General features: G+C 37.1%; 16 protein-coding genes. 10 read left to right on the top strand and 6 right to left on the bottom strand.

All coding sequences use genetic code 11. The features are described 5' to 3' along the window. Window positions 1-23 precede the first annotated feature (23 nt). The 4 genes from GLP24_RS06795 to GLP24_RS06780 all read left to right on the top strand — a co-directional run bounded on the left by GLP24_RS06795 (window position 24) and on the right by GLP24_RS06780 (window position 4,917). Complete coding sequence (locus tag GLP24_RS06795) at window positions 24-632, top strand: CoA pyrophosphatase (protein ID WP_101767024.1); 609 nt, start codon at window positions 24-26, stop codon at window positions 630-632. Between the two features lie 181 nt (window positions 633-813). Next, a complete protein-coding gene (locus GLP24_RS06790; protein WP_221942589.1) occupies window positions 814-2,067 on the top strand; it encodes an aromatic amino acid transport family protein in 1,254 nt (417 codons plus the stop codon). A gap of 241 nt (window positions 2,068-2,308) precedes the next feature. Next, window positions 2,309-3,670 carry an L-serine ammonia-lyase gene (locus GLP24_RS06785; protein WP_232615755.1) on the top strand — a complete coding sequence of 454 codons (1,362 nt, stop codon included), beginning with the start codon at window positions 2,309-2,311 and terminating at the stop codon, window positions 3,668-3,670. A gap of 362 nt (window positions 3,671-4,032) precedes the next feature. Further along, entirely contained in the window at window positions 4,033-4,917 is an 885-nt protein-coding gene (locus tag GLP24_RS06780) for a helix-turn-helix transcriptional regulator (RefSeq protein ID WP_232615754.1), read from the top strand. Window positions 4,918-5,031: 114 nt separating this feature from the next. On the opposite strand, the gene GLP24_RS06775 is transcribed toward GLP24_RS06780, so the two are convergent. Continuing rightward, window positions 5,032-5,628, bottom strand: coding sequence for an acetate uptake transporter (locus GLP24_RS06775; protein ID WP_101767028.1), 597 nt, complete (start codon window positions 5,626-5,628; stop codon window positions 5,032-5,034). A gap of 506 nt (window positions 5,629-6,134) precedes the next feature. Further along, a complete protein-coding gene (locus GLP24_RS06770; RefSeq protein ID WP_232578414.1) occupies window positions 6,135-7,307 on the bottom strand; it encodes an iron-containing alcohol dehydrogenase in 1,173 nt (390 codons plus the stop codon). Window positions 7,308-7,803: 496 nt separating this feature from the next. Between GLP24_RS06770 and GLP24_RS06765 the strand changes: the two genes are divergently transcribed. The 4 genes from GLP24_RS06765 to GLP24_RS06750 all read left to right on the top strand — a co-directional run bounded on the left by GLP24_RS06765 (window position 7,804) and on the right by GLP24_RS06750 (window position 12,275). Further along, the gene (locus tag GLP24_RS06765; RefSeq protein WP_045035599.1) at window positions 7,804-8,067 is read left to right on the top strand and encodes a GrxA family glutaredoxin; all 264 of its coding nucleotides are present in this window, start codon (window positions 7,804-7,806) and stop codon (window positions 8,065-8,067) included. A 261-nt stretch (window positions 8,068-8,328) separates the two neighbouring features. Next, the gene (locus GLP24_RS06760) at window positions 8,329-10,011 is read left to right on the top strand and encodes an aspartate:alanine antiporter (RefSeq protein ID WP_101767030.1); all 1,683 of its coding nucleotides are present in this window, start codon (window positions 8,329-8,331) and stop codon (window positions 10,009-10,011) included. A gap of 249 nt (window positions 10,012-10,260) precedes the next feature. After that, window positions 10,261-10,935 carry a response regulator gene (locus tag GLP24_RS06755; RefSeq protein WP_045035601.1) on the top strand — a complete coding sequence of 225 codons (675 nt, stop codon included), beginning with the start codon at window positions 10,261-10,263 and terminating at the stop codon, window positions 10,933-10,935. After that, window positions 10,932-12,275, top strand: a complete 1,344-nt coding sequence (locus GLP24_RS06750) for an ATP-binding protein (protein WP_221942594.1) — start codon at window positions 10,932-10,934, stop codon at window positions 12,273-12,275. Before GLP24_RS06755 ends, GLP24_RS06750 begins: the two co-directional genes overlap by 4 nt. Window positions 12,276-12,350: 75 nt before the next feature. Here GLP24_RS06750 and GLP24_RS06745 read toward each other — a convergent pair whose 3' ends face one another. The 3 genes from GLP24_RS06745 to GLP24_RS06735 all read right to left on the bottom strand — a co-directional run bounded on the left by GLP24_RS06745 (window position 12,351) and on the right by GLP24_RS06735 (window position 16,591). Continuing rightward, the gene (locus tag GLP24_RS06745; RefSeq protein ID WP_232615753.1) at window positions 12,351-12,761 is read right to left on the bottom strand and encodes a PACE efflux transporter; all 411 of its coding nucleotides are present in this window, start codon (window positions 12,759-12,761) and stop codon (window positions 12,351-12,353) included. A gap of 163 nt (window positions 12,762-12,924) precedes the next feature. Continuing rightward, entirely contained in the window at window positions 12,925-14,127 is a 1,203-nt protein-coding gene (gene fabV / locus GLP24_RS06740; RefSeq protein WP_232574876.1) for an enoyl-ACP reductase FabV, read from the bottom strand. A gap of 214 nt (window positions 14,128-14,341) precedes the next feature. Then, complete coding sequence (locus tag GLP24_RS06735; RefSeq protein WP_232574875.1) at window positions 14,342-16,591, bottom strand: acyl-CoA dehydrogenase; 2,250 nt, start codon at window positions 16,589-16,591, stop codon at window positions 14,342-14,344. 932 nt (window positions 16,592-17,523) lie between these two features. Here GLP24_RS06735 and GLP24_RS06730 point away from each other — a divergent pair. Beyond that, window positions 17,524-18,780: an L-lactate MFS transporter gene (locus tag GLP24_RS06730; RefSeq protein ID WP_232615752.1), complete on the top strand. Its 1,257-nt coding sequence runs from the start codon at window positions 17,524-17,526 to the stop codon at window positions 18,778-18,780. A gap of 818 nt (window positions 18,781-19,598) precedes the next feature. Here the strand turns inward: GLP24_RS06730 and GLP24_RS06725 are convergent. After that, window positions 19,599-20,426, bottom strand: a complete 828-nt coding sequence (locus GLP24_RS06725; RefSeq protein ID WP_232615751.1) for an NAD-dependent epimerase/dehydratase family protein — start codon at window positions 20,424-20,426, stop codon at window positions 19,599-19,601. A gap of 358 nt (window positions 20,427-20,784) precedes the next feature. Between GLP24_RS06725 and GLP24_RS06720 the strand changes: the two genes are divergently transcribed. After that, a complete protein-coding gene (locus GLP24_RS06720) occupies window positions 20,785-21,642 on the top strand; it encodes a MurR/RpiR family transcriptional regulator (protein ID WP_101767037.1) in 858 nt (285 codons plus the stop codon). The last annotated feature ends 87 nt before the right edge of the window (window positions 21,643-21,729 follow it).

Below are 21,729 nucleotides of genomic sequence, written 5' to 3'. Positions count from 1 at the left end.
ATAGCAGTGTAATGGAGGCTTTAATGGGTGAACAACAGCAGATTTTAACGCGGTTTCTTATGGCACCAAGTCAACAGTATGACGCCAGCCATAAGCGTAGAATAAGTCATCACTTTACTGATGACACATATTTCAAACCCGCTGCTGTTCTGATCCCATTAGTTCCTAGAAAACAAGGTTTCAATGTCGTATTAACTCGTCGCGCTGAACATTTAAAACATCATCCAGGACAAATTGCATTTCCTGGAGGACGTTTTGAAGCTTCTGATAATGATTTAATAACCACGGCATTACGTGAAACCTTTGAAGAAACCGGTATTATTTGCCAACGTAATAACGTTATAGGTCAATTACCCCCACTAGCAACAATCAGTGGTTATATGGTGACACCATTCATATCAACAATTAGCAGTAATTATGCAGCCAAACCCGATCCGGGAGAGGTTGATACTATTTTTGAAGTACCGCTCAATTATCTGCTTAACCCCAATAATATCCACTCTCATCAGTTTCGCCTTCGAGGTGAATCCCACCAAGTTTACGCCATCCCTTATCATAATTATTCCATCTGGGGCGCAACAGCTCAGATAATTAAGCTGTTATCTAACCAAATTTGGGAAGATAAAAAATAACCAATTAGACGTTTTATTTTCATCTTACAAGCCCATTTTTGTGACGTACGTCTAATTTATTTGTATCACAAAAACTTCGTATTACAGAACGGGATCTTTATCCTTGTTTTCCCCTGACAAATAGCGACAATGCGCTCGTTCCTATATTCCGTTCCGTTCCCTTTTTATTGGATATCATAGTATGCAAAATACATCGTCAGCGTCAGCAACAGGTGCGACAAAAGCCAAATGGACCTATAAAGATTTCACATGGGCTCTTTCTCTATTTGGTACTGCAGTAGGTGCCGGCGTTCTATTTTTACCAATAAAAGCAGGTGCGGGCGGTTTCTGGCCTCTTGTTATTTTGGCACTTATTGCAGCACCAATGACATGGTTTGCACATAAAGGCTTAGCACGTTTTGTATTATCATCAAAAAACCCACATGCTGATATTACTGACACTGTAGAAGAGCATTACGGAAAAACTGGTGCTAACTTAATTACTTTCGCTTACTTCTTTGCTATCTACCCTATCGTATTAATTTACGGCGTTGGTATTACAAACACTGTTGATTCATTCATGGTTAACCAACTAGGTATGGAATCAGCACCTCGCTGGCTACTATCTGGTGTTTTAATTTCACTGATGACTGCAGGTGTAGTCTTTGGTAAAGAACTGATGTTGAAAGCAACATCAGCCATGGTTTACCCATTAGTTGTTATTCTTTTGATTCTTTCTGTGTACCTAATTCCTGATTGGAACATGTCAATGGTACAAACAGAAGTAGATTGGTCTGCAATGCCAACAATCATCTGGCTTGCTATTCCAATTATCGTGTTCTCATTTAACCACAGCCCAATTATCAGCCAATTTGCTAAAGAACAACGTCGTATTTACGGTGATGAAGCAGTTAAGAAAACTGACATGATCACTGGTGGCGCTGCAATGATGCTAATGAGCTTTGTTATGTTCTTTGTATTCTCTGTTGTACTTTCAATGACACCAGAACAACTAAACATGGCACAAGAGCAAAACATTTCAGTACTGTCATACCTAGCTAACGTAAAAGATTCACCAGCAATTTCTTACTTAGGTCCACTAGTTGCATTTGCTGCAATTACATCAAGCTACTTCGGTCACTTCTTAGGTGCCCACGAAGGTCTTGTTGGCTTAACTAAATCTCGTACTAAGATGCCAATTGCTCGAATTGAAAAAATCTCACTAGCTTTCATTGTGATCACAACCTGGATTGTTGCAATCATTAACCCAAGTATTCTTGGTATGATTGAAACAATGGGCGCACCAATGATTGCAGGTATCTTATTCTTATTACCTGTTATCGCAATGCAAACAGTACCTGCAATGGCTAAATACAAAACATCTGTCTTTGCTCGTATCTTTACCATTTTATGCGGTATTGCAGCTATCACATCTGTCATTTATGGCGCATTTTAATATAACTATTAAAAATGTGATGATTGCGAATAATTAATCATATAAAAGCAAAAATATGTGCTAGTACTCATGGTGTTTACTAGCACAAATAACGTAAAATAGACGATACTTAAGAGTAAAGATGTTTAATCATCCTTACTCTTTTAGTTTAAGTGCGCTCGCCAAGGAAGGAGCGAGGATATCAACGAATGACAGTCTTCATCGGAGGCAAGAACAGCTTCCCCTTGACTGAGGTAATAACATGATCAGTATTTTCGATATATTCAAAATTGGTGTAGGCCCTTCTAGTTCACACACTGTTGGACCAATGAAAGCAGGTAAAGAGTTCATCGACGACTTACGTGCGTTAGGCCAATTACGTGACGTGACAAAAATTACCGTTGATGTTTACGGTTCTTTATCGCTTACAGGTAAAGGCCATCACACTGATATTGCTATCATTATGGGCCTTGCTGGAAATTCACCTGAACATGTTGATATTGATAGCATTCCTGGGTTTATCTCTCGCGTAGAAGAAACTGAACGTCTTCCTGTTGGCATGCACTGCCATACTGTTGATTTCCCACGCGATGGCGGTATGAACTTCCATACGACTAACCTATCTCTTCATGAAAATGGCATGTCAATTCATGCTTGGCAAGATGACAAGGTCGTTTTCTCTAAAACTTACTACTCTATTGGTGGCGGGTTTATTGTTGATGAAGAGAACTTTGGTAAAGAACAAGCAAATACTGTTGAGGTTCCTTACCCATTCTCTTACGCATCTGAATTGCTAGAACAATGTAATCTACATGGCCTTTCTGTTAGTGGGCTCGTTATGGCGAACGAACGCGCAATGAATGCAGAAGACGAAATTAGCACATACTTTGCTAATATTTGGAAAACCATGCGTGAGTGTATGGAACGCGGTATGAATGAAGAAGGTATTCTTCCTGGACCACTACGTGTTCCTCGTCGTGCAGCAGCATTACATCAACAACTGATTACAACAGAAAAATTAAATAATGATCCAATGACAGTTGTTGATTGGGTTAACATGTATGCATTTGCTGTTAATGAAGAAAACGCAGCTGGTGGCCGAGTAGTAACGGCACCAACAAATGGCGCATGTGGTATTATTCCAGCTGTTCTCGCTTATTATGATAAGTTCGTACAATCTGTTGGACCAAAAGAATACATCCGCTATTTTGCAGCATCAGGTGCTATTGGTGGTCTATATAAGCGTAATGCTTCTATTTCTGGCGCTGAAGTGGGTTGTCAAGGTGAAGTCGGTGTTGCTTGTTCAATGGCTGCAGCAGGTTTAGCAGAACTAATGGGCGGAAGTCCTGAGCAAGTTTGTATAGCTGCTGAGATCGCAATGGAGCATAACCTAGGCTTAACATGTGACCCAGTAGCCGGACAGGTGCAAGTACCTTGTATTGAACGTAACGGTATTGCAGCAGTAAAAGCAATTAATGCAACCCGAATGGCGCTTCGTCGTTCATCAGCACCACGTGTATCACTTGATAAAGTCATTGAAACGATGCTTGAAACAGGCAAAGATATGAATGCTAAATATCGTGAAACATCACAAGGTGGCTTGGCGATTAAAGTCATTTGCTAATGTAAAATGAACATTTAGCGCAATTAACTAAAAAACTATCTTCGGGTAGTTTTTTTGTTTTACGCTCAAAATATTTATCTAAAAACCACAAATATATACAACATGATTCATTATTAATCACCTCATAACGCCTATAAATTTAGATATATAGTCATATTATATCAATATAACTATCACTCTTGTTCATTACTTCTTATATCTCTAATTGTATCTATTCTTTCGTTTCTTTTCGTCCTATACTCAATTACATATACTCATTATCATTAATGTAGTGTAAGCATGGATGCGTATATCGCCTTTACATCATTGATGTTCGATATGTAATGAAGGATTTATTCCCTTTATAGAGAAGCAATATTGCTATGAAATATAAGCGTATCCTCTCGCAGAGCCATGTTGTTCTGAAAGAGTTTTATGTCGATCATCATTTAATTGTGAAGTTATCAAATGCAGACGGTAATATTCATATTAATGGTCATGTTATAGATATAAAAAATAATAGCATCTTAGTTATACCTAAATTTAGTCATATTTCTTGTTCAATTAATCAATTAAATAATCAAGAAAATATTGAACTACAAATATTAATGATCAATGAAGAGTCAATTACTGAAGCATTTAAATATATAAGTGCACTTAGGCAACCAACGTTAGCAACTTCAAATTGCTCACCTACTTATATCATTGATTCATCAGAAATTGTTGAGAAAAATTTCGCATTATTTAATCAACTATTGCCCAGCATTAGTGGATCAACAATGGAGCAAACTTTGCTGAGCCAATGCTTAGTCTTTATTTTAATAGCACTGAATAATACTGGTATTGATGTTTTCAATGTTTATCGTTTTAATTATGACGAGCCTAAAGAGCGCACAATTGCACGATTAATCACCCAAGATCCTCAACGCAAATGGAGTGTTGATGATATGGCAAAAGCACTATTTACAACGCAATCAACCTTGCGTCGTCATTTAGCAAAAGAAGGTGTTTCATTTAGCCAGTTATTACTAGATGTTCGAATGGGACTTGCACTTAATTTTTTAACTTTTTCTAATTATTCAATATCGCAAATTGGTAATCGTTCAGGCTTTGGTAGTGCCGCTTATTTTTGTGATGCATTTAAACGTAAATATAATGTCACACCATCACAATTTAGAACCAGTGCAAGAAAAGAAAATGATATGGATGCTGATGGTTGTTTTACTTGTAAAGATCACACTGAATATTTACCAGAAGCATGTCATTAGCAACCATCATTCAATAAAAAAACCTCGTCAATGCGAGGTTTTTTTATACACCATGAAAAGCAGATATAAAAAGCCCCACTTCAATAAGTAGGGCTAATTTCAAATCGTAACCAGTTATGCTACAGCGTTAGCTTGTTGTAACTCGCGATCTTTAGGCGCAACACCTACAGGTAGAATTACACGACCGTACTCTGCATTTAATACTTGTGCCATTGCAAAATAAATAGCACTTAAACCACAGAAAATACCTTCGATACCCGCAATAAAGCCAATCGTTTCGTTACCCGTAAAATCACGTGCCGCAAGCAAGAAGAATAGAATCGTTAGAGAACCGAAAACAACTTGCTTCGCTGGTGGGTAACGTAAAGAACCAACATACATAAATGCTGTAAATACACCCCATAGTAGTAAGTACCATGCCATGAACGGTGCTGGACTTGCCGCAAAGCCAAGTTTTGGCAACATAAGTAAACCAACTAATGACAACCAAAATAAGCCGTAAGAAGTAAATGCCGTTGTGCCGAAGGTATCACCACGCTTAAAGCACATCATACCAACAAGAACTTGCCCTAAACCGCCATAGAAAATACCCATAGCTAGAATCATCGAGTCTAGAGGAAAAAATCCAGCATTATGAATATTCAAGACAATGGTCGTCATGCCAAAGCCCATTAGACCTAATGGTGCTGGATTAGCAAGTTTTGTAGACATTTTATTCCCCTACAGGATTTACAACAAAAATAATAAAAATTAAAAATATGTGCGCATATTTATGCGCGGCGGATCTTAATGTAAGCCGCGGAACAGATCAATGCTTATATCACTAAAATCAGCATCTAAATTAAATACATCCTATTAAGGCATAAAACTAACAGCTAAGATTTATGATACTGAACACGTAATTTTATTTACCTTTATTAAATTACTGTTCCCTTGCCTTTTTACCTACAAGCAAGAAATAAAGCGCATATAACCTATTAATTTTAATCATTTAATTAAATTTTACGTCAAAAAAAGGAAATTGTTCTATCTATTTTAAACTTACATTTATTTGATGATTTAAAATTAAATTTTAAGAAATGTCGCTAAAAAATCGATTTTTCTCGAATGTAGAGCTAAAAAAAAAGCAACCTGAGTCACTTTTTCATACAAAACCAGTAAAAATCAATATAATCATACATTCATTGAATCAGTACTATTTTCTCTTATAACTGACCTTATGACATTGAAGCATGGCAATCATTGTGACAAACTTGCCTCAAAATTGTGATTAATCGCTGCTGATTTAATGGTAACGGATTACCTTTAATGACACAGGTACGTAATGCGTCCTCTGCAACCTCTTCAAACATGGTGTTGCATAACCCATAATCAGATAATAACGGTAACTGTAATTTTATCAGCATGCTATCAACCCATTGCACACTATCCTCAATATTAGCCTCATTATTCATCGTTAATATAACCGCCAATTTACGATAACGCGCCAGAACATCGCTGCGGCCTAATTCTGTTGCAACAGAGATATTTTCTTTCATCACGTAAGGCGAGAGTCGCGCAGTAATCAATCCATGGGGAGCATCTAAGCGACCACTTAATGCTGATGCTAATCCATGAGCAGCACCTAATTTAGCATTTGAACGCGCCATACCACCAAGCATTGCAGCAAAAGCCATGTCACATCGAGAAGGATAATGATCATCTTTGCAAGCAGGTAAAATTGACATCGCAATACGCTTTAATCCTTCCTCGCAAATCATGTCGGTCAATGGATTTTGTTCGCCACACACATACGCTTCCATTAAATGAGTAAAAGCATCCATGCCACAATATCCTGACAGCACTGCATCCATACCATAGGTTAATGTCGGATCAATAATGGCTAAATCAGGAAATAACTCCACATTACTTAAATTCACTTGTACTTGTTCTTGTGCAGATTGTAAGACAGCACTTTTACTGACTTCAGCGCCAGTACCCGCCGTGGTTGGAATTGCGATAAAAGGTAGTGATTTAACTTGTAAAGGAACATTGCGCCCGACAACATCGACATAATCATAAACACTGCCTTGGTTAGGAATTAAGGCCGCCAGAGATTTAGCCACATCAAGTACACTCCCCCCTCCGATACCAATTACCATATCAGGACAAAAAGTCCGCCCCATTGCAGCCAACTCTTCCATCATTGCAATTAAAGGTTCGCCTTTAATCACTAATCGCTGATAACGCATATTCTGTTGTTTGAAATATTGCTCCAGAGGCAGTGAACGTTGCTGATCTTGCCCGGTCACCAATAGCACACTGTAACCAAATTGATTAAGCAGCGATAAAGAATCATGCAGAGCACCTTCACCAAACACTATCCGTGTTGAAGTCATAAACTGAAACATAGTTATTTATCCTGTTTTAAATGATATTTATTCTATGGAAACCTCGTATTTAACCTTCGCTACGTCTTTTATCAAGGTTCACTAATTTATAAGCTATCTAAAATTAGATTCTATTAGATGGCTTAATTTAATATTGATTACAAACAAGTTTTTATACATTTCAATTACTACAACATTAATATCAATACTGACTCACATTTAGTATTACTACGACAATAAAATACATGTAGTAAAAGTCACTTCTTATCGTAATAGAAGCGCAATAGTACGTCGTTAGGCTACATAACGTTCACAGGCCAATGGTAAATTAGGTGATGCTAATTTAAGTGGCTATATAGTTAAGTTAAGCAGGCTCAGTGTTTGGTTTTTTATGCTTTGATACTATTTGACGTTAGACTCACTACATCGCTTTTATCTATTGGTTTAACAGAAAAAACCTGCTTTCTCTATTACCACTGCCGCGTTATAGTAATAAAAAATTATGCAGGAGAAATTTATGTTCGTTGTTATTTTTGGTCGTCCAGGTTGCCCATTTTGTGTTCGCGCAAAAGAATTAGCAGAAAAAATCAAAGAAGAACGTGACGATTTTAACTTCCGTTACGTTGATATCCACGCTGAAGGTATCAGTAAAGCTGATTTAGAAAAAACCGTTGGTAAACCCGTTGAAACGGTACCTCAGATTTTTGTTGATCAAGATCACATTGGTGGCTGCACTGAATTTGAAGCTTATGCAAAAGAACATAACCTTCTATATAAATAAACACCCTATTATTGATTAACAAAAAGGCTGACATTGTCAGCCTTTTTTTATAATTTTATAATTATCATTCATTATTAAAACACTATTTTTTAACGTATGACGCACCTTTAAACAACCCTTCAAAAAAAATACAAATTATATTGAAGAGTTCGTTTATAAAATGGCTTTTCGTTATTTATTTCTAATATAAACTATAACCTCTGTTCAAAATCAGCTAGAATTTACCTCACTTTTATCTTTCCATTATTTCGGAAATCCGTCGTGAACATTGATGTAGCCGCTCTTCTACACCAAAATGATATTTTATTGCTATTTGTAGTCCTTGCTGTTGGTTTAAGTATCGGTAAAATTCGTTTTGCCAAAATGACACTAGGTAACTCTATTGGCGTTCTACTTACTGCTTTATTATTTGGTAATGCTGGTTTTACGTTTGACACTGACGCACTAAATATTGGCTTTATGCTATTTATTTTCTGTGTGGGTATAGAAGCTGGACCAAACTTTTTTGGCATCTTCTTCCGTGATGGTAAACACTATTTATTACTTGCATTAGTTGTCTTGTTGTCATCAATCGCTATAACGATGACCATGGCACGTTATCTGCACATGGATATAGGTTTAGCAACAGGCCTGATGGCTGGCTCACTAACAGCAACGCCAGTACTTGTGGGTGCAAAAGATGCACTTCATAACGGTCTAGCGGGTATTACTGATCCCGCAGTCATTAAGCAATTAAGCGAAAGTTTAAGTGTTGGCTACGCTATGTCTTATCTTGTTGGCTTAGTCAGCTTGATTTTCCTTGCCAAATTAATGCCTAAATTGCAAAAACAAAACCTTGCCGAATCATCACAGCAAATTGCACGTGAACGTGGCATCGGTGAAGTTGCACAACGTAAAGTATATCTACCCATTATTCGTGCTTACCGCGCAGGCCCTGAGCTTATCAACTGGATTGATGGTCGTAATCTGCGTGAGCTCGGTATTTACCGCCAAACAGGTTGCTATATTGAACGTGTTCGTCGTAATGGTATCTTAGCTAACCCTGATGGTGACGCTATTTTACAAGAAGGTGATGAAATTGCGTTAGTTGGTTACCCTGATAGCCATGCACGTCTTGATCCTAGCTTCCGTAATGGTAAAGAAGTGTTTGACCGCGATTTACTTGATCTACGTATTGTAGAAGAAGAAATTGTAGTTAAAAATGATGGTATTGCAGGTAAACGCTTATCCGAATTGAATTTATCTGAATATGGTTGTTTTCTTAACCGTGTAGTTCGTGCACAAATTGAAATGCCAATGGATCATAGTATCCTGCTAAATAAAGGCGATATTCTACAAGTTAGCGGTGAAAAAAGCCGTGTTTTAGGACTTGCTGAACGTATTGGTTTCATCTCAATTCACAGTCAAATTGCTGATCTGCTCGCTTTCTGTTGTTTCTTTATTATTGGCCTATTAATGGGCTTAGTCACAATGAAATTTGGTCATATTGCTTTTGGTTTAGGTAGTGCTGCAGGATTATTGATCGCAGGTATTACATTAGGTTTCTTACGTGCTAACCACCCAACCTTTGGTTATGTGCCTCAGGGCGCACTTAATATGGCTAAAGATTTAGGCTTAATGGTATTCATGGTGGGGATCGGTTTAAGTGCGGGTTCTAATCTATTTGCTTCTATCGGCAATATAGGTTTAACCGTCTTTATTACCAGCTTAATGGTCAGCGTTATTCCTGTCGTATTAGCCTATTTATTTGGTGCTTACGTACTCAAAATGAACCGAGCATTATTATTTGGTGCCATCATTGGTGCACGAACATGTGCCCCGGCAATGGATATGATCAATGAGCATGCTCGTAGTACTATTCCTGCTTTAGGTTATGCGGGAACTTATGCTATTGCCAATGTCTTACTGACTATCGCAGGTACACTGATCTTTATTTTCCAATAAAACCATTATCTTTATAGAGACTGACTTATTAGTTAACTAATGAGTCAGTCTCTATTCAGTCTGACTCTTTACACTACCTATTAGCGTTAAAATGTAACTAGCAAGACAATTACTTTATTTTTTATCCTACTTTTTACGCTAATTTACATACCCTATCATGAAGTTACGGCAACAATAACTAATGCACTTTATTAGTTGATACTTTACCATGACTTATCAATACCATCCGTTATCTCTGGTGCCCAATCTATGCGTATTCTTATTGTCGAAGACGATGCTATTCTTAGCCATCACCTAAAATCGCAACTCAGCGAATTAGGAAATCAAGTTCAATGTGCCAACACTGCCGAAGAAGGGCTATTTTTTGCACAAAATTATCCTAATGATATCGCTATCGTCGATATTGGCTTACCTGATAGAGACGGGATCAGTCTAATTAAAGACATGCGTAAAAAAGGCTTACGTCTACCAATCATGATCCTTACCGCTCGTTCTAATTGGCAAGATAAAGTCACAGGTCTTGAAGCTGGTGCTGATGATTATTTAGTAAAACCGTTTCAAAAAGAAGAAATGGTCGCTCGTCTTAGTGCCCTTGTTCGTCGCAGTGCTGGCTTTGTTAAACCAGAAATGACCGCTGGCGATATTCGCGTCGATTTACTCGCAAAGCAAGTTTATGTTTGTGACGAACTACTTGAACTAACTGCGTTTGAATATGATTTATTAGAGTATTTAATGCGCCATAGCCGCCAAGTTGTATCAAAACAACGACTACTTGATGTGCTGTATGAAGACCAAGAAGGTGATCCAAATACGATTGAAGTTATGATCAGCCGCCTACGTAAAAAATTCACTAAAACAGGACAAAACAACCCTATTTCAACCATTCGTGGTCAGGGCTATATTTTTGAAATCAGCGCACAATGAAACGTTTTTTCCAGCCACGATTAAGACAACGAGTATTGATCACATCAGTCGCTATCATTGCCTTAGTGACTTCTGCGCTAGCTGCGGTTATCAATAAGCTCTACTCTCAAAGCTATATGGCATCATATTCCTCGGAACTTGTTGCTCAAATGCCAATGGTTGTCGCACAACTTAATCGAGCTGGATTAATTAAAGATGTCGATAAATGGATTGATTCTCTCGATCCTTCTGACACTGATTATATTGCGGTTGTTTGTGATCAAAGTGATAAAACAACCTGGGTATCAAGTCAAGCTGCAAAAGCTAATTTACGTGATGTTTGCCGTTATTTGCCAGAAGATATTTCAACACCCACGTTGATTAAAATGAAAAATCATCAAGGTTATATTGCATATAATCTCAGTCGTAATAAAGAAGATGGCACAATTTATCAATTAGTCGTTCTTCGCTCTGCGAATGCCTATGAGTACTCTTTAGCGCAATTACATAAACGTACTGCTTTCTATTTAGGACTATTTGTCTTAATTGCCGTTGCTTTTTTGATTGCTGCTTTCCATTGGGGATTTCAGCCTTTACGAAAATTAGCATCGCAATTGGATCAAATGACCGAAGCTAAACGAGAGAAACTAGATGATGATTATCCGATGGAGTTACAAGAAGTAACGATGGCGGTTAATCGATTAAGCCGCATTAGTAATGACCAGCAAGGACGCTATCGTCATGCGATGGATGACCTTGCTCATAGCTTAAAAACACGTTTAGCCGCCACCAATGCCCTGCTTGATGATTCAACCTTAGATCGCCGTGAGCTTAATCAACGTATCATGGAACAAATCAGCCAGATGGATGATTTGGTACAATATCAACTCAAACGAGCTATGGTCGGTCAACAAGGGTTACAAAAAAGTAATGTTGAGCTTAAACCGATTATTACCAGCCTAAATCGAATGTTAAATAAAATTTATGCTGATAAAGACGCGATATTGCATTATCACTTTGATGACAATTTAAAATTGCCCATCAATAAAGATGATTTAATGGAATTATTTGGCAACATGCTCGAAAACAGTTTTCGCTTTTGTATTAGCCAAGTAAAATTATCCGTTATTGAAAATAGTGATTCTTTCACTATTATCATTGAAGACGATGGCCCAGGGGTTAAACCTGCATTACGTGAAGCTATTTTTCAACGTGGTGTGCGCGCAGATCAACTCAATCCAGGGCAAGGTATTGGCCTCTCTGTATGTAATGAAATTATTGATAGCTACCAAGGTAAGATTCACGTTGAAGACTCAGAGCTTGAAGGTGCAGCATTCATTATTGAGCTTCCAAAAAGCTAATGCTTAATCGTTTTATCTGATTTATTAGCCAGCACTTTTATGCTGGCTTTTTAATACCTGACAAATATAAAATCATTATGAATAAATAGGATAAATGCGATCATAAATCAAATTATATCCATACGCGTAGAATAAATAAAATATCACCATACTAATATCTAACACTAACGCATGCCATAAACTCACATTCAGCACCCATGCTAAAACTGGAATAGTGAAAATTAATAATCCAACCTCAAAACCTAAACTATGTACTATCCGTTGCGACATTGTTTTTTGAGTCACGTTATATTTTTTATACATTAACCGATCAAACCATAGGTTATATAAATAATTCCATACTGTGGCTACAATAGAAAAAAATATCCCCATAATACCGACATGTCCAAGTTCAAACCCAAATTGACTTAAAATACCCACCATCAATATCAGACCAATAATCTCAAAACCAATAGCATGGCGAATGCGATCAAACGTTGTTCTCATAGTAAATGCTCTGTTGTGAACCAATAATATCTTTCACTAATATATCTACAAATCTCACCAATAAAAGTCATTAACTATCCGCTTAACAGATAGCAAAAAGAGCAAATATAAAAAAACCGCCATCACTGGCGGTTTATTCAATATCTATTTTATGATGCGATTATTAGATGTCTGCTACATCAAAATCAACCACAGGATTCACATCAGCATCGTAATCAATGCCATCAACACCAAAGCCAAATAGCTTCAAGAATTCATCTTTGTATTGTTGGTAATCAGCAACATCATATAAGTTGTCATTGGTTACTGTTAACCATTGATCACGACAATGCTGTTGAATATCTTCACGCAATTCCCAGTCATCTAAACGAAGACGATTTTCAGCATCAACGTCAGGTGCCGTACCGTCTTCTTTATATAAGCGCTGCTTAAACATACGTAGGATCTGCTCCATGCAGCCTTCATGTACGCCTTCTTCACGCATTTTCTTAAAGACCATTGCAATGTACAACGGCATAACTGGAATCGCAGAGCTTGCTTGTGTAACAACACTCTTTAATACAGCAACATTGGCAGAACCACCCGTAGCACTTAGCTGAGTGTTTAGTTCTTTCGCGGCACGATCTAGGTCCATTTTCGCTTTGCCTAACGCGCCATGCCAGTAAATTGGCCATGTTAGCTCAGTACCAATGTAACTAAAGGCTACGGTCTTACAACCATCAGCCAATACACCAGCATTTGCTAGCGCATCAATCCATAGCTCCCAATCTTGGCCACCCATAACAGTAACAGTGTCTTCAACTTCTTGTTCTGTTGCAGGTTCAATACTGGTTTCAATTAATACGTTTTTATTGGTATCAACGGCTGTTGTTGTGTACGTTTCACCCATCGGTTTTAGGCATGAACGAATCACTTCACCAGTCTCTGGCAATTTACGTACTGGTGATGCCAGTGAGTAAATAACCATATCAATTTGACCAAGATCTTGTTTAATCAAATCAACTACTTTTTGTTTTGCTTCGTTAGAGAACGCATCACCATTTAGACTTTTTGAGTAAAGACCTTCAGCTTTAGCAAACTTGTCAAATGCTGCTGAGTTATACCAACCTGCAGTACCTGGTTTTTTCTCTGTACCTGGTTTTTCAAAGAAAACACCAATTGTTGCAGCACTGCCACCGAATGCCGCAGCAATACGTGATGACAAGCCGTAACCACTAGAAGACCCTACAACCAAGACACGCTTTGGTGCATTTACAATTGGACCTTGAGCTTTAGTGTAAGCAATTTGCTGCTTTACGTTATCTTCACAACCAACGGGATGCGTTGTTGTACAAATAAATCCACGAGTTTTAGGTTTGATGATCATTTTCAGCTTCCCTTACATAATTATGAATAGGATAAAAGGTTAATGGCAGATACGCATTAAATTTATGTCCTAAATGAACAAAAATCGTAGTGGTTGGAGGTGTTACGCTAAATTTTGGTCAAAAAAAGTGCCACGCATTTGCGTGGCACACGGGAGAATCCAGGTTTATATATCAAAGACTAAGTACCCTAAGCTGCCTTCCCTGGTAGCAAACTTAGTTATTAAAATGGCTAGCACAGAAATGATCGACTTGAATCGCTTTCTGCCTTAGTTGCTCAGCATTCTCTATTTTTTTTACCTCCTCTTCTGTGACCACTCCCGCATCCAACGCTAACTGTAACTTCTTATTTAATAAAGCTTTGCGTGGGATCTCACCATTGCGTGTTGCTTGCATTAATTTGCGCTCTAAAGGTTTGATCTCATGCACGGCAATAAATGCGCGTTCCATAATTGCTACGGGATCATCCTCTCTATCGCCGACATAACATAAATGTGTTAATCGATCGCGATGTACACTCGGTGTCATTAATAATGCTGCAATACTGATACTAATTTCATCTTTAGGTGCCGAATAATGTATACCTAAAGGAAATGTTAATAATCGTAATGTGCGTCCAACCCCTTTACGAGGAAAATTCGTAAACACTTCATCAAATGCGACGCCACATTGATGCAAACAATGCTGTAATGCATAATCAACTAGCGGTAGATCTTGCTGCTGACGACCTTGGTCTTCAAATCGTTTCAATGTTGCTGACGCTAAATATAAATAACTAAGCACATCACCTAAGCGAGCAGATAATAACTCTCGACGTTTTAATTCACCGCCTAAGCTCAACATTGATATATCCGCACAAACGGCAAGCGCTTTTGACATACGGCTTAAATGGCGATAGTAATGACGTATTTCTCCACGAATAGGAGCTCGATTAAAACAACTGCCACTCACCGCGTTTAACAACGACTTGGTTACATTACGGGTCGCAAAACCAATATGCTGCATCAACAAGCTATCAAAATCGTTCAGACCTTGATCTGAATCTGGGTTAGCTGCTGCTGCCATTTCATCAAGTACATAAGGATGACACCGTGTTGCGCCTTGACCAAAGATCATTAAATTACGGGTGATTATATTTGCTCCCTCAACGGTTATTGCTACTGGAATACCAAAATAATGATGACCCAAATAATTCATTGGCCCTAATTGAATAGCCCGTCCAGCATGCACATCCATCGCATCATTTAAAACGGTTCGAGACATCTCTGTCATATGGTATTTAGCAATGGCTGTCACAATGCCTGGTGTTTGCCCCATATCTAATGCCGTTGTTGTCAATGTTCGAGCCGCTTCTAGCATATAAGTAAAGCCACCAATACGACCTAATGCTTGTGCTACCCCTTCAAAATCACCAATCGGCATACCAAACTGTTTACGTACAACAGCATAGGCTCCCGTTGTTTTGGCAGCTAAGTGCCCAACAGCCGTTCCTAAAGCAGGCAATGATATGCCTCGTCCCGCAGATAAACACTCCACCAGCATTCGCCAGCCTTTTCCTGCATAATCTTGGCCGCCAATGATCCAGTCTAATGGAATAAACACATTATGACCGCGCGTAGGACCGTTCATAAATGCCATATTAAGTGGATCATGCCGCTCACCAATATCAACGCCAGCATGATCAGCCGGAATCAACGCACAAGTAATACCTAAATCGACTTTATCGCCAAGTAAACCTTGGGGATCTTTCATTTTAAATGCCAACCCAAGCACCGTCGCAACAGGTGCTAGCGTAATATAACGCTTATTCCATGTGAGGTTTAAGCCGAGAACTTGCTCACCATCATATTCCCCATAACAAACTATTCCCTCATCAGAAATGCTGCCAGCGTCAGATCCTGCTTCTGGACCTGTTAATGCAAAACAAGGAATATCTTCTCCATTAGCGAGTCGAGGTAACCAATATTCTTTTTGTTGTGGTGTACCGTAATGGGTAAGTAATTCACCGGGACCAAGTGAATTTGGCACCATCACACAAACTGCGGCACTTAAACTGCGGGTCGCTATTTGTGCCACAATCGTTGAATTAGCATGGGCTGAAAAATTAAGGCCGCCATATTGTTTACTGATAATTAACGCAAAGAATTTTTCATTACGTAAAAATTGCCAAACTTCAGCGGGTAAATCTTTTTGTTGCTGCACAATTTGATAATCATTTAACATTGCTAATAAGGTCTGCAATGTTGTATCAATAAAATGTTGTTCTTCTTGCGTCAATGTCGGCTTAGGGTAATCAAGCAATGTTTGCCATTGTGGAGCCCCACCAAATAACTCACCATCCCACCACACACTACCCGCTTCCATTGCTTCTTTTTCAGTATTAGACAGTGGCGGTAATAATGTTTTAAACCGTCTAAAAACAGGATCACTTACATAACGTTTACGCATGGTTGATAACGAGCTCATAATGCATATCCTTTTGTGATTCAATGACTATGTGGTGTACTGATTTCAGATATTTGTCACGAAATATTTTGATAGCCAATTAATAAGAAATAGACCGATAAATCACATCTATCATTAGAATAAAATGCTTGTTTAAATAATATATAACACAACATAATTTAACAACCCAGTTACATCACACTATAAAATATCCATTCAGTGTTGTATTTCTTAATAAATAACAAGAAAGACACGGTTAATCACATCATGAGTCACTGAATCAAAGACAATCAAACTTATTTTCCTCTTTATAGGAACCAATAATAAAAAAATTTGTCTTACAAAAACTACTGCTTTTTTCTTGAAGAATATTCTTCGTAACCTACTTCGTTCATTGAGGTAGGTTTTTCTTTATCTATCATCTATTTTCCATCCTTTTAATCGCCGCCATTCCTATTCACATCACGACTTATCTTATTAGTAAACAAATACCAAAAGATATAAATAGAAACCTATTATTACAAATGTAAATACCCGTAAATGATATTTTTTATTTACAAAAAACCATTCATTTTTTAGTTTTAAATCCTACTTATAAATATACTTTTAAATAACATGCTTATTTAAATGCCGTTATTTTTAGTTCTATTAATTAGCCTTAAAATCAATTATAGATATATTTTAAACATTAAAAAATATCTATAATTGATTTGTAATACATAATACAAATACTATTTTTATTACGTTTACCTATACTGGAAAAATTAAATAAAAACATTTAAAATCAAAGGTTTAATTTAATTACTTTTTATTCATCACTTAGCTTGCTAATATTATTATTATCATTAAAATCCCCTCACAGAATAATCATGTAATATTTATTTTCAAATTAATATTATGCCAAACTATTTATATGACCATCCAGCATATAAGTATTATTAGAGAGAAACTTCATGTTTGACAGAGCAAAACAAATTCTTATTGCTGGCTTTTGTATTAATTTATGTATTGGTATCTTATTTACTTGGAGTGTATTTAAAAAAGCACTTGTTATTAATCTAGGTTGGACAAATTCTGAAGCTTCACTTCCATATACTGTTGCTATAATTACATTTTCTATAACTCTTCTTTTAGCTGGTATTCTGCAAGACAAATTTGGTCCTAAACTAGTATTAATTACAGGTACTATTTTCGCAGGTTTAGGCCTTATCGCATCAGGTTATATAACAAATTCCACACAACTGATCTTTACTTTTGGCATTTTAGCGGGTGGCGGTATTGGGTTTAGTTATGCTTGTTTAAGTCCAGCGGCAATGAAATGGTTTCATCCGTCAAAACGTGGCTTAGTCAATGGTTTAATCACTGCGGGATTTGGCTTAGCGGGCGTTTATCTAGCACCACTGATCACATCATTAATTGCGAGCTATGGTATTAATTATAGCTTTAATATTCTAGGCGTTGCCTTATTGTGTATTGCAACACCACTTGCATTTACGATCACTAATCCATCTGAAAACTATGTACCTGTTTCTTCAGCATCAGCAGTAAAGAAAACAGAAAAAGAAGTAATTATTCCACAAACAGAAATGTGTTGGACATCAATGCTTAAAACATCACAGTTCTATAATCTTTGGATTATGTACCTATGTGCGTCATCAACAGGTTTGATGATCATCGGTAACATTACGTCAATCGCAGCAATACAAGCAGATATGACAGACGCCGCACATCTTGTTGTTATCTTAGCGTTGTTTAACACATCTGGCCGTGTTTTAGCGGGTATGCTTTGCGATAAAATTGGTGGCTTAAAAACATTATCATTATCATTTGTGCTATCGATTACCAATATGCTGTTGTTCCCTCATTACAGTACTCATATTAGTCTAATTATTGGTATGGCGATTGCGGGGCTATGCTATGGTACATTACCTGCGGTATTCCCATCACTCACTGCTGGTTTCTACGGTCTCAAAAACTATGGTACAAACTATGGTGTGGTTTACACCGCGTGGGGCGTTAGTGGTTTTATTGGTCCTGTCATTGCAGCAAGTGCTGTTGACACTACAGGTAATTACCAATTAGCTTATTTCTACTCAACGATTATTATGGCTATCGCGTTTGTGTTCTCTCTTTTCACGAAAAACCCAAAGAAGCAATCACAAACGGAACCAAATGTAATGCAAACTCGCACAAAAAAAGCAACAGCATAATATAATGATCTTAAAACATTCAACACAAAAAATAAAAATGAATTAAATCATAATGTTATAAATATACTCATTTTAAAGTAAAAAAAACAATTATTTTAGGAACCTTTACAAATATTGTAAGTCTTATATAAGTATTCAATTTGATAAATGGTTATTTTGCACTGCAATAATGCCTTTTATGAAATGTTTAATTTACTACTGCTTTAAATCCTAATTGTATTTTTTTGGATAATCTCCATCCCGCTGATATTTGTCAGCGGGATTTTTTTTATCTACAATCATGGCATCTGCTCTATCAGACATCGATGTAAGAGAAGTAAACAGCAACCTTCAATAAAATAGTGACATCTTTTTTATATTAAATTGAACTCTTTCATTAACGTGCAGTCTGATTATATAAGAATTGGAATTATAGATGCTTATTTTGTTTTTCAGGCCGTCAAACACAACATCTGTAATTCAAATTGCTACTACTGCTTTAAATCCTAATTGTATTTTTTTTGGATAATCTCCATCCCGCTGATATTTGTCAGCGGGATTTTTTTATCTACAATCATGGCATCTGCTCTATCAGACATCGATGTAAGAGAAGTAAACAGCAACCTTCAATAAAATAATGACATCTTTTTTATATTAAATTGAACTCTTTCATTATCGTGCAGTCTGATTATATAAGAATTGGAATTATAGATGCTTATTTTGTTTTTCAGGCCGTCAAACATAACATCTGTAATTCAAATTGCTACTACTGCTTTAAATCCTAATTGTATTTTTTGTTTACGCTGAAATATTTATTTCAGCGTTTTTTTTTGCTTTTTTTAGCGAATCTGCGGCGTGCCTTGCAGCAAATCATCATGCTGTAACACAATACCTAAATGTCTAATTGTCTGATTTGAATTGATTTCCTTACCATTAATACCATTATCATCATTACCAAACTCAGGAAGTGGCAACTGTAACTTTATCGCCATCGCTGTATAATATTGCTCGCGAGTAGGATGGGTACTTGCCGCTAAATGCATAATAGGCATTGAAGGATGCTGCTTAATAATGGCAGAGATCACACCAATACAATCATCAAGATGTACTAGATTTACAGGCTGTTTAGCTGCACTCAACTGTCGACGACCAGATAAAAACGTCACAGGATGCCGTTGTGGTCCAATTAATCCAGATAAACGTAACACTGTCAGTTGTTGTTGCCATTGCTGACGTAACTGCTGTTCTAATGCGTAATGTAATTGCCCAGAAGCCGAACTAGGATTAACCGGGGTTGTTTCTAATACCTCCCCTTGCAATGGGTCATATACAGAAGTAGTACTAATAAAAATAATCCGCTGACACCCTGCTTTCTTTGCTGCGGTTGCTAATGACATTACCTTTTCAATATGATCCTGTGGATCAAGATTTTTTCGTCCCGGTGGAATCGCAATTATCAGTACATCCGTTGTTAAAAATTGGACTATTGCTGGATCAATATCCCCAATCAGTGGCAGAGTTAATAAACAGCTATTAATACCTTGTTGTTGTAATACATTTGCCCCCTCAATGGTTGTTTTAGAACCCCATACTTCAATCGCTTGGCTTTTTAATGATAATGCTAACGGTAATCCGAGCCATCCACAGCCACAAATACTAACGTTCATTGATATTCCTTTTTATTTATATCTACATTTAATCAAACTTGTCATTTAATTACTTTAATTAAAAACCTACACAATAGAATCATGCTTATTTATTTCATTGCTTAAAATAACGCTTTATTTATAAAACAAATACTTATAACTGGTAAAATAAAACAACAAAAAATAACATTATTTGTTTTATAAATTTCAATTCTGAAAATAAAAAGTCGATCGCGATCAAAATCTAATAAAAACGCCCTAAAAAACACGGTTAATAGCTAGAACATGTTAATAGTTAAGTAGTATAGTTTCATTATATGGGCAACTTGATGACAAGAATGCTACAAATGAAATTCAATAACGAAGTGCATAAATAACTATGAATACCATAGAAAAAATACAAAATAACTTAGAACACTTCAGCAAATCTGAACGTAAAGTAGCGGAAGTTATTATAGCCTCGCCACAAACAGCGATTCACTCAAGCATTGCAACATTAGCTAAAATGGCCGATGTGAGTGAACCGACTGTTAACCGTTTTTGTCGTCGACTTGATACCAAAGGCTTTCCTGACTTTAAATTACATTTAGCCCAAAGTTTGGCAAATGGTACCCCTTATGTAAATCGTAATGTCGAAGAAAATGATGGTCCTGATGCCTACACTGCAAAAATATTTGAATCGACCATGGCTTGCTTAGATGTTGCTAAAAATAGCATCGACCCTATGCAAATTAATCGTGCTGTTGATTTACTCACCCAAGCAAAAAAAATATCCTTTTTTGGTCTAGGTGCATCCGCTTCAGTCGCGCATGATGCTCAAAATAAGTTCTTTCGATTTAATATCCCGATTGTGTGTTTTGATGACATTATTATGCAACGCATGAGTGTGATTAATTGCAGTGATGGTGATGTTGTGGTAGTTATTTCACACACTGGGCGTACGAAAAGTCTGGTTGAAATCGCACAAATGGCGCGTGAAAATGGCGCGACAGTCATTGGTATTACCGCAAAGCATTCACCATTAGAACGTGAATGTTCATTGTCGATTTGCCTTGATATTCCTGAAGATACCGATATTTATATGCCAATGGCAAGTCGCGTTGTACAAATGACAGTGATTGATGTTCTCGCAACAGGCTTTACACTACGTCGCGGATCCAGTTTTCGTGATAATCTAAAACGAGTCAAAGACTCACTCAAAGACTCCCGTTTTTCTAAAGAATATCATTTGCTGTAATAACTAACATTAAGCGAGGCTTCGGCTTCGCTATCAAGATTATTGCACACTCATAGTTACCCACCTTATGTGATAATAACTACCATA

This window comes from Photobacterium carnosum (assembly GCF_021236965.1).
Classification (GTDB): domain Bacteria; phylum Pseudomonadota; class Gammaproteobacteria; order Enterobacterales; family Vibrionaceae; genus Photobacterium; species Photobacterium carnosum.
The sequence above is the reverse complement of the archived record's forward strand: the minus strand, read 5'-3'. Positions and strand labels throughout refer to the sequence as shown.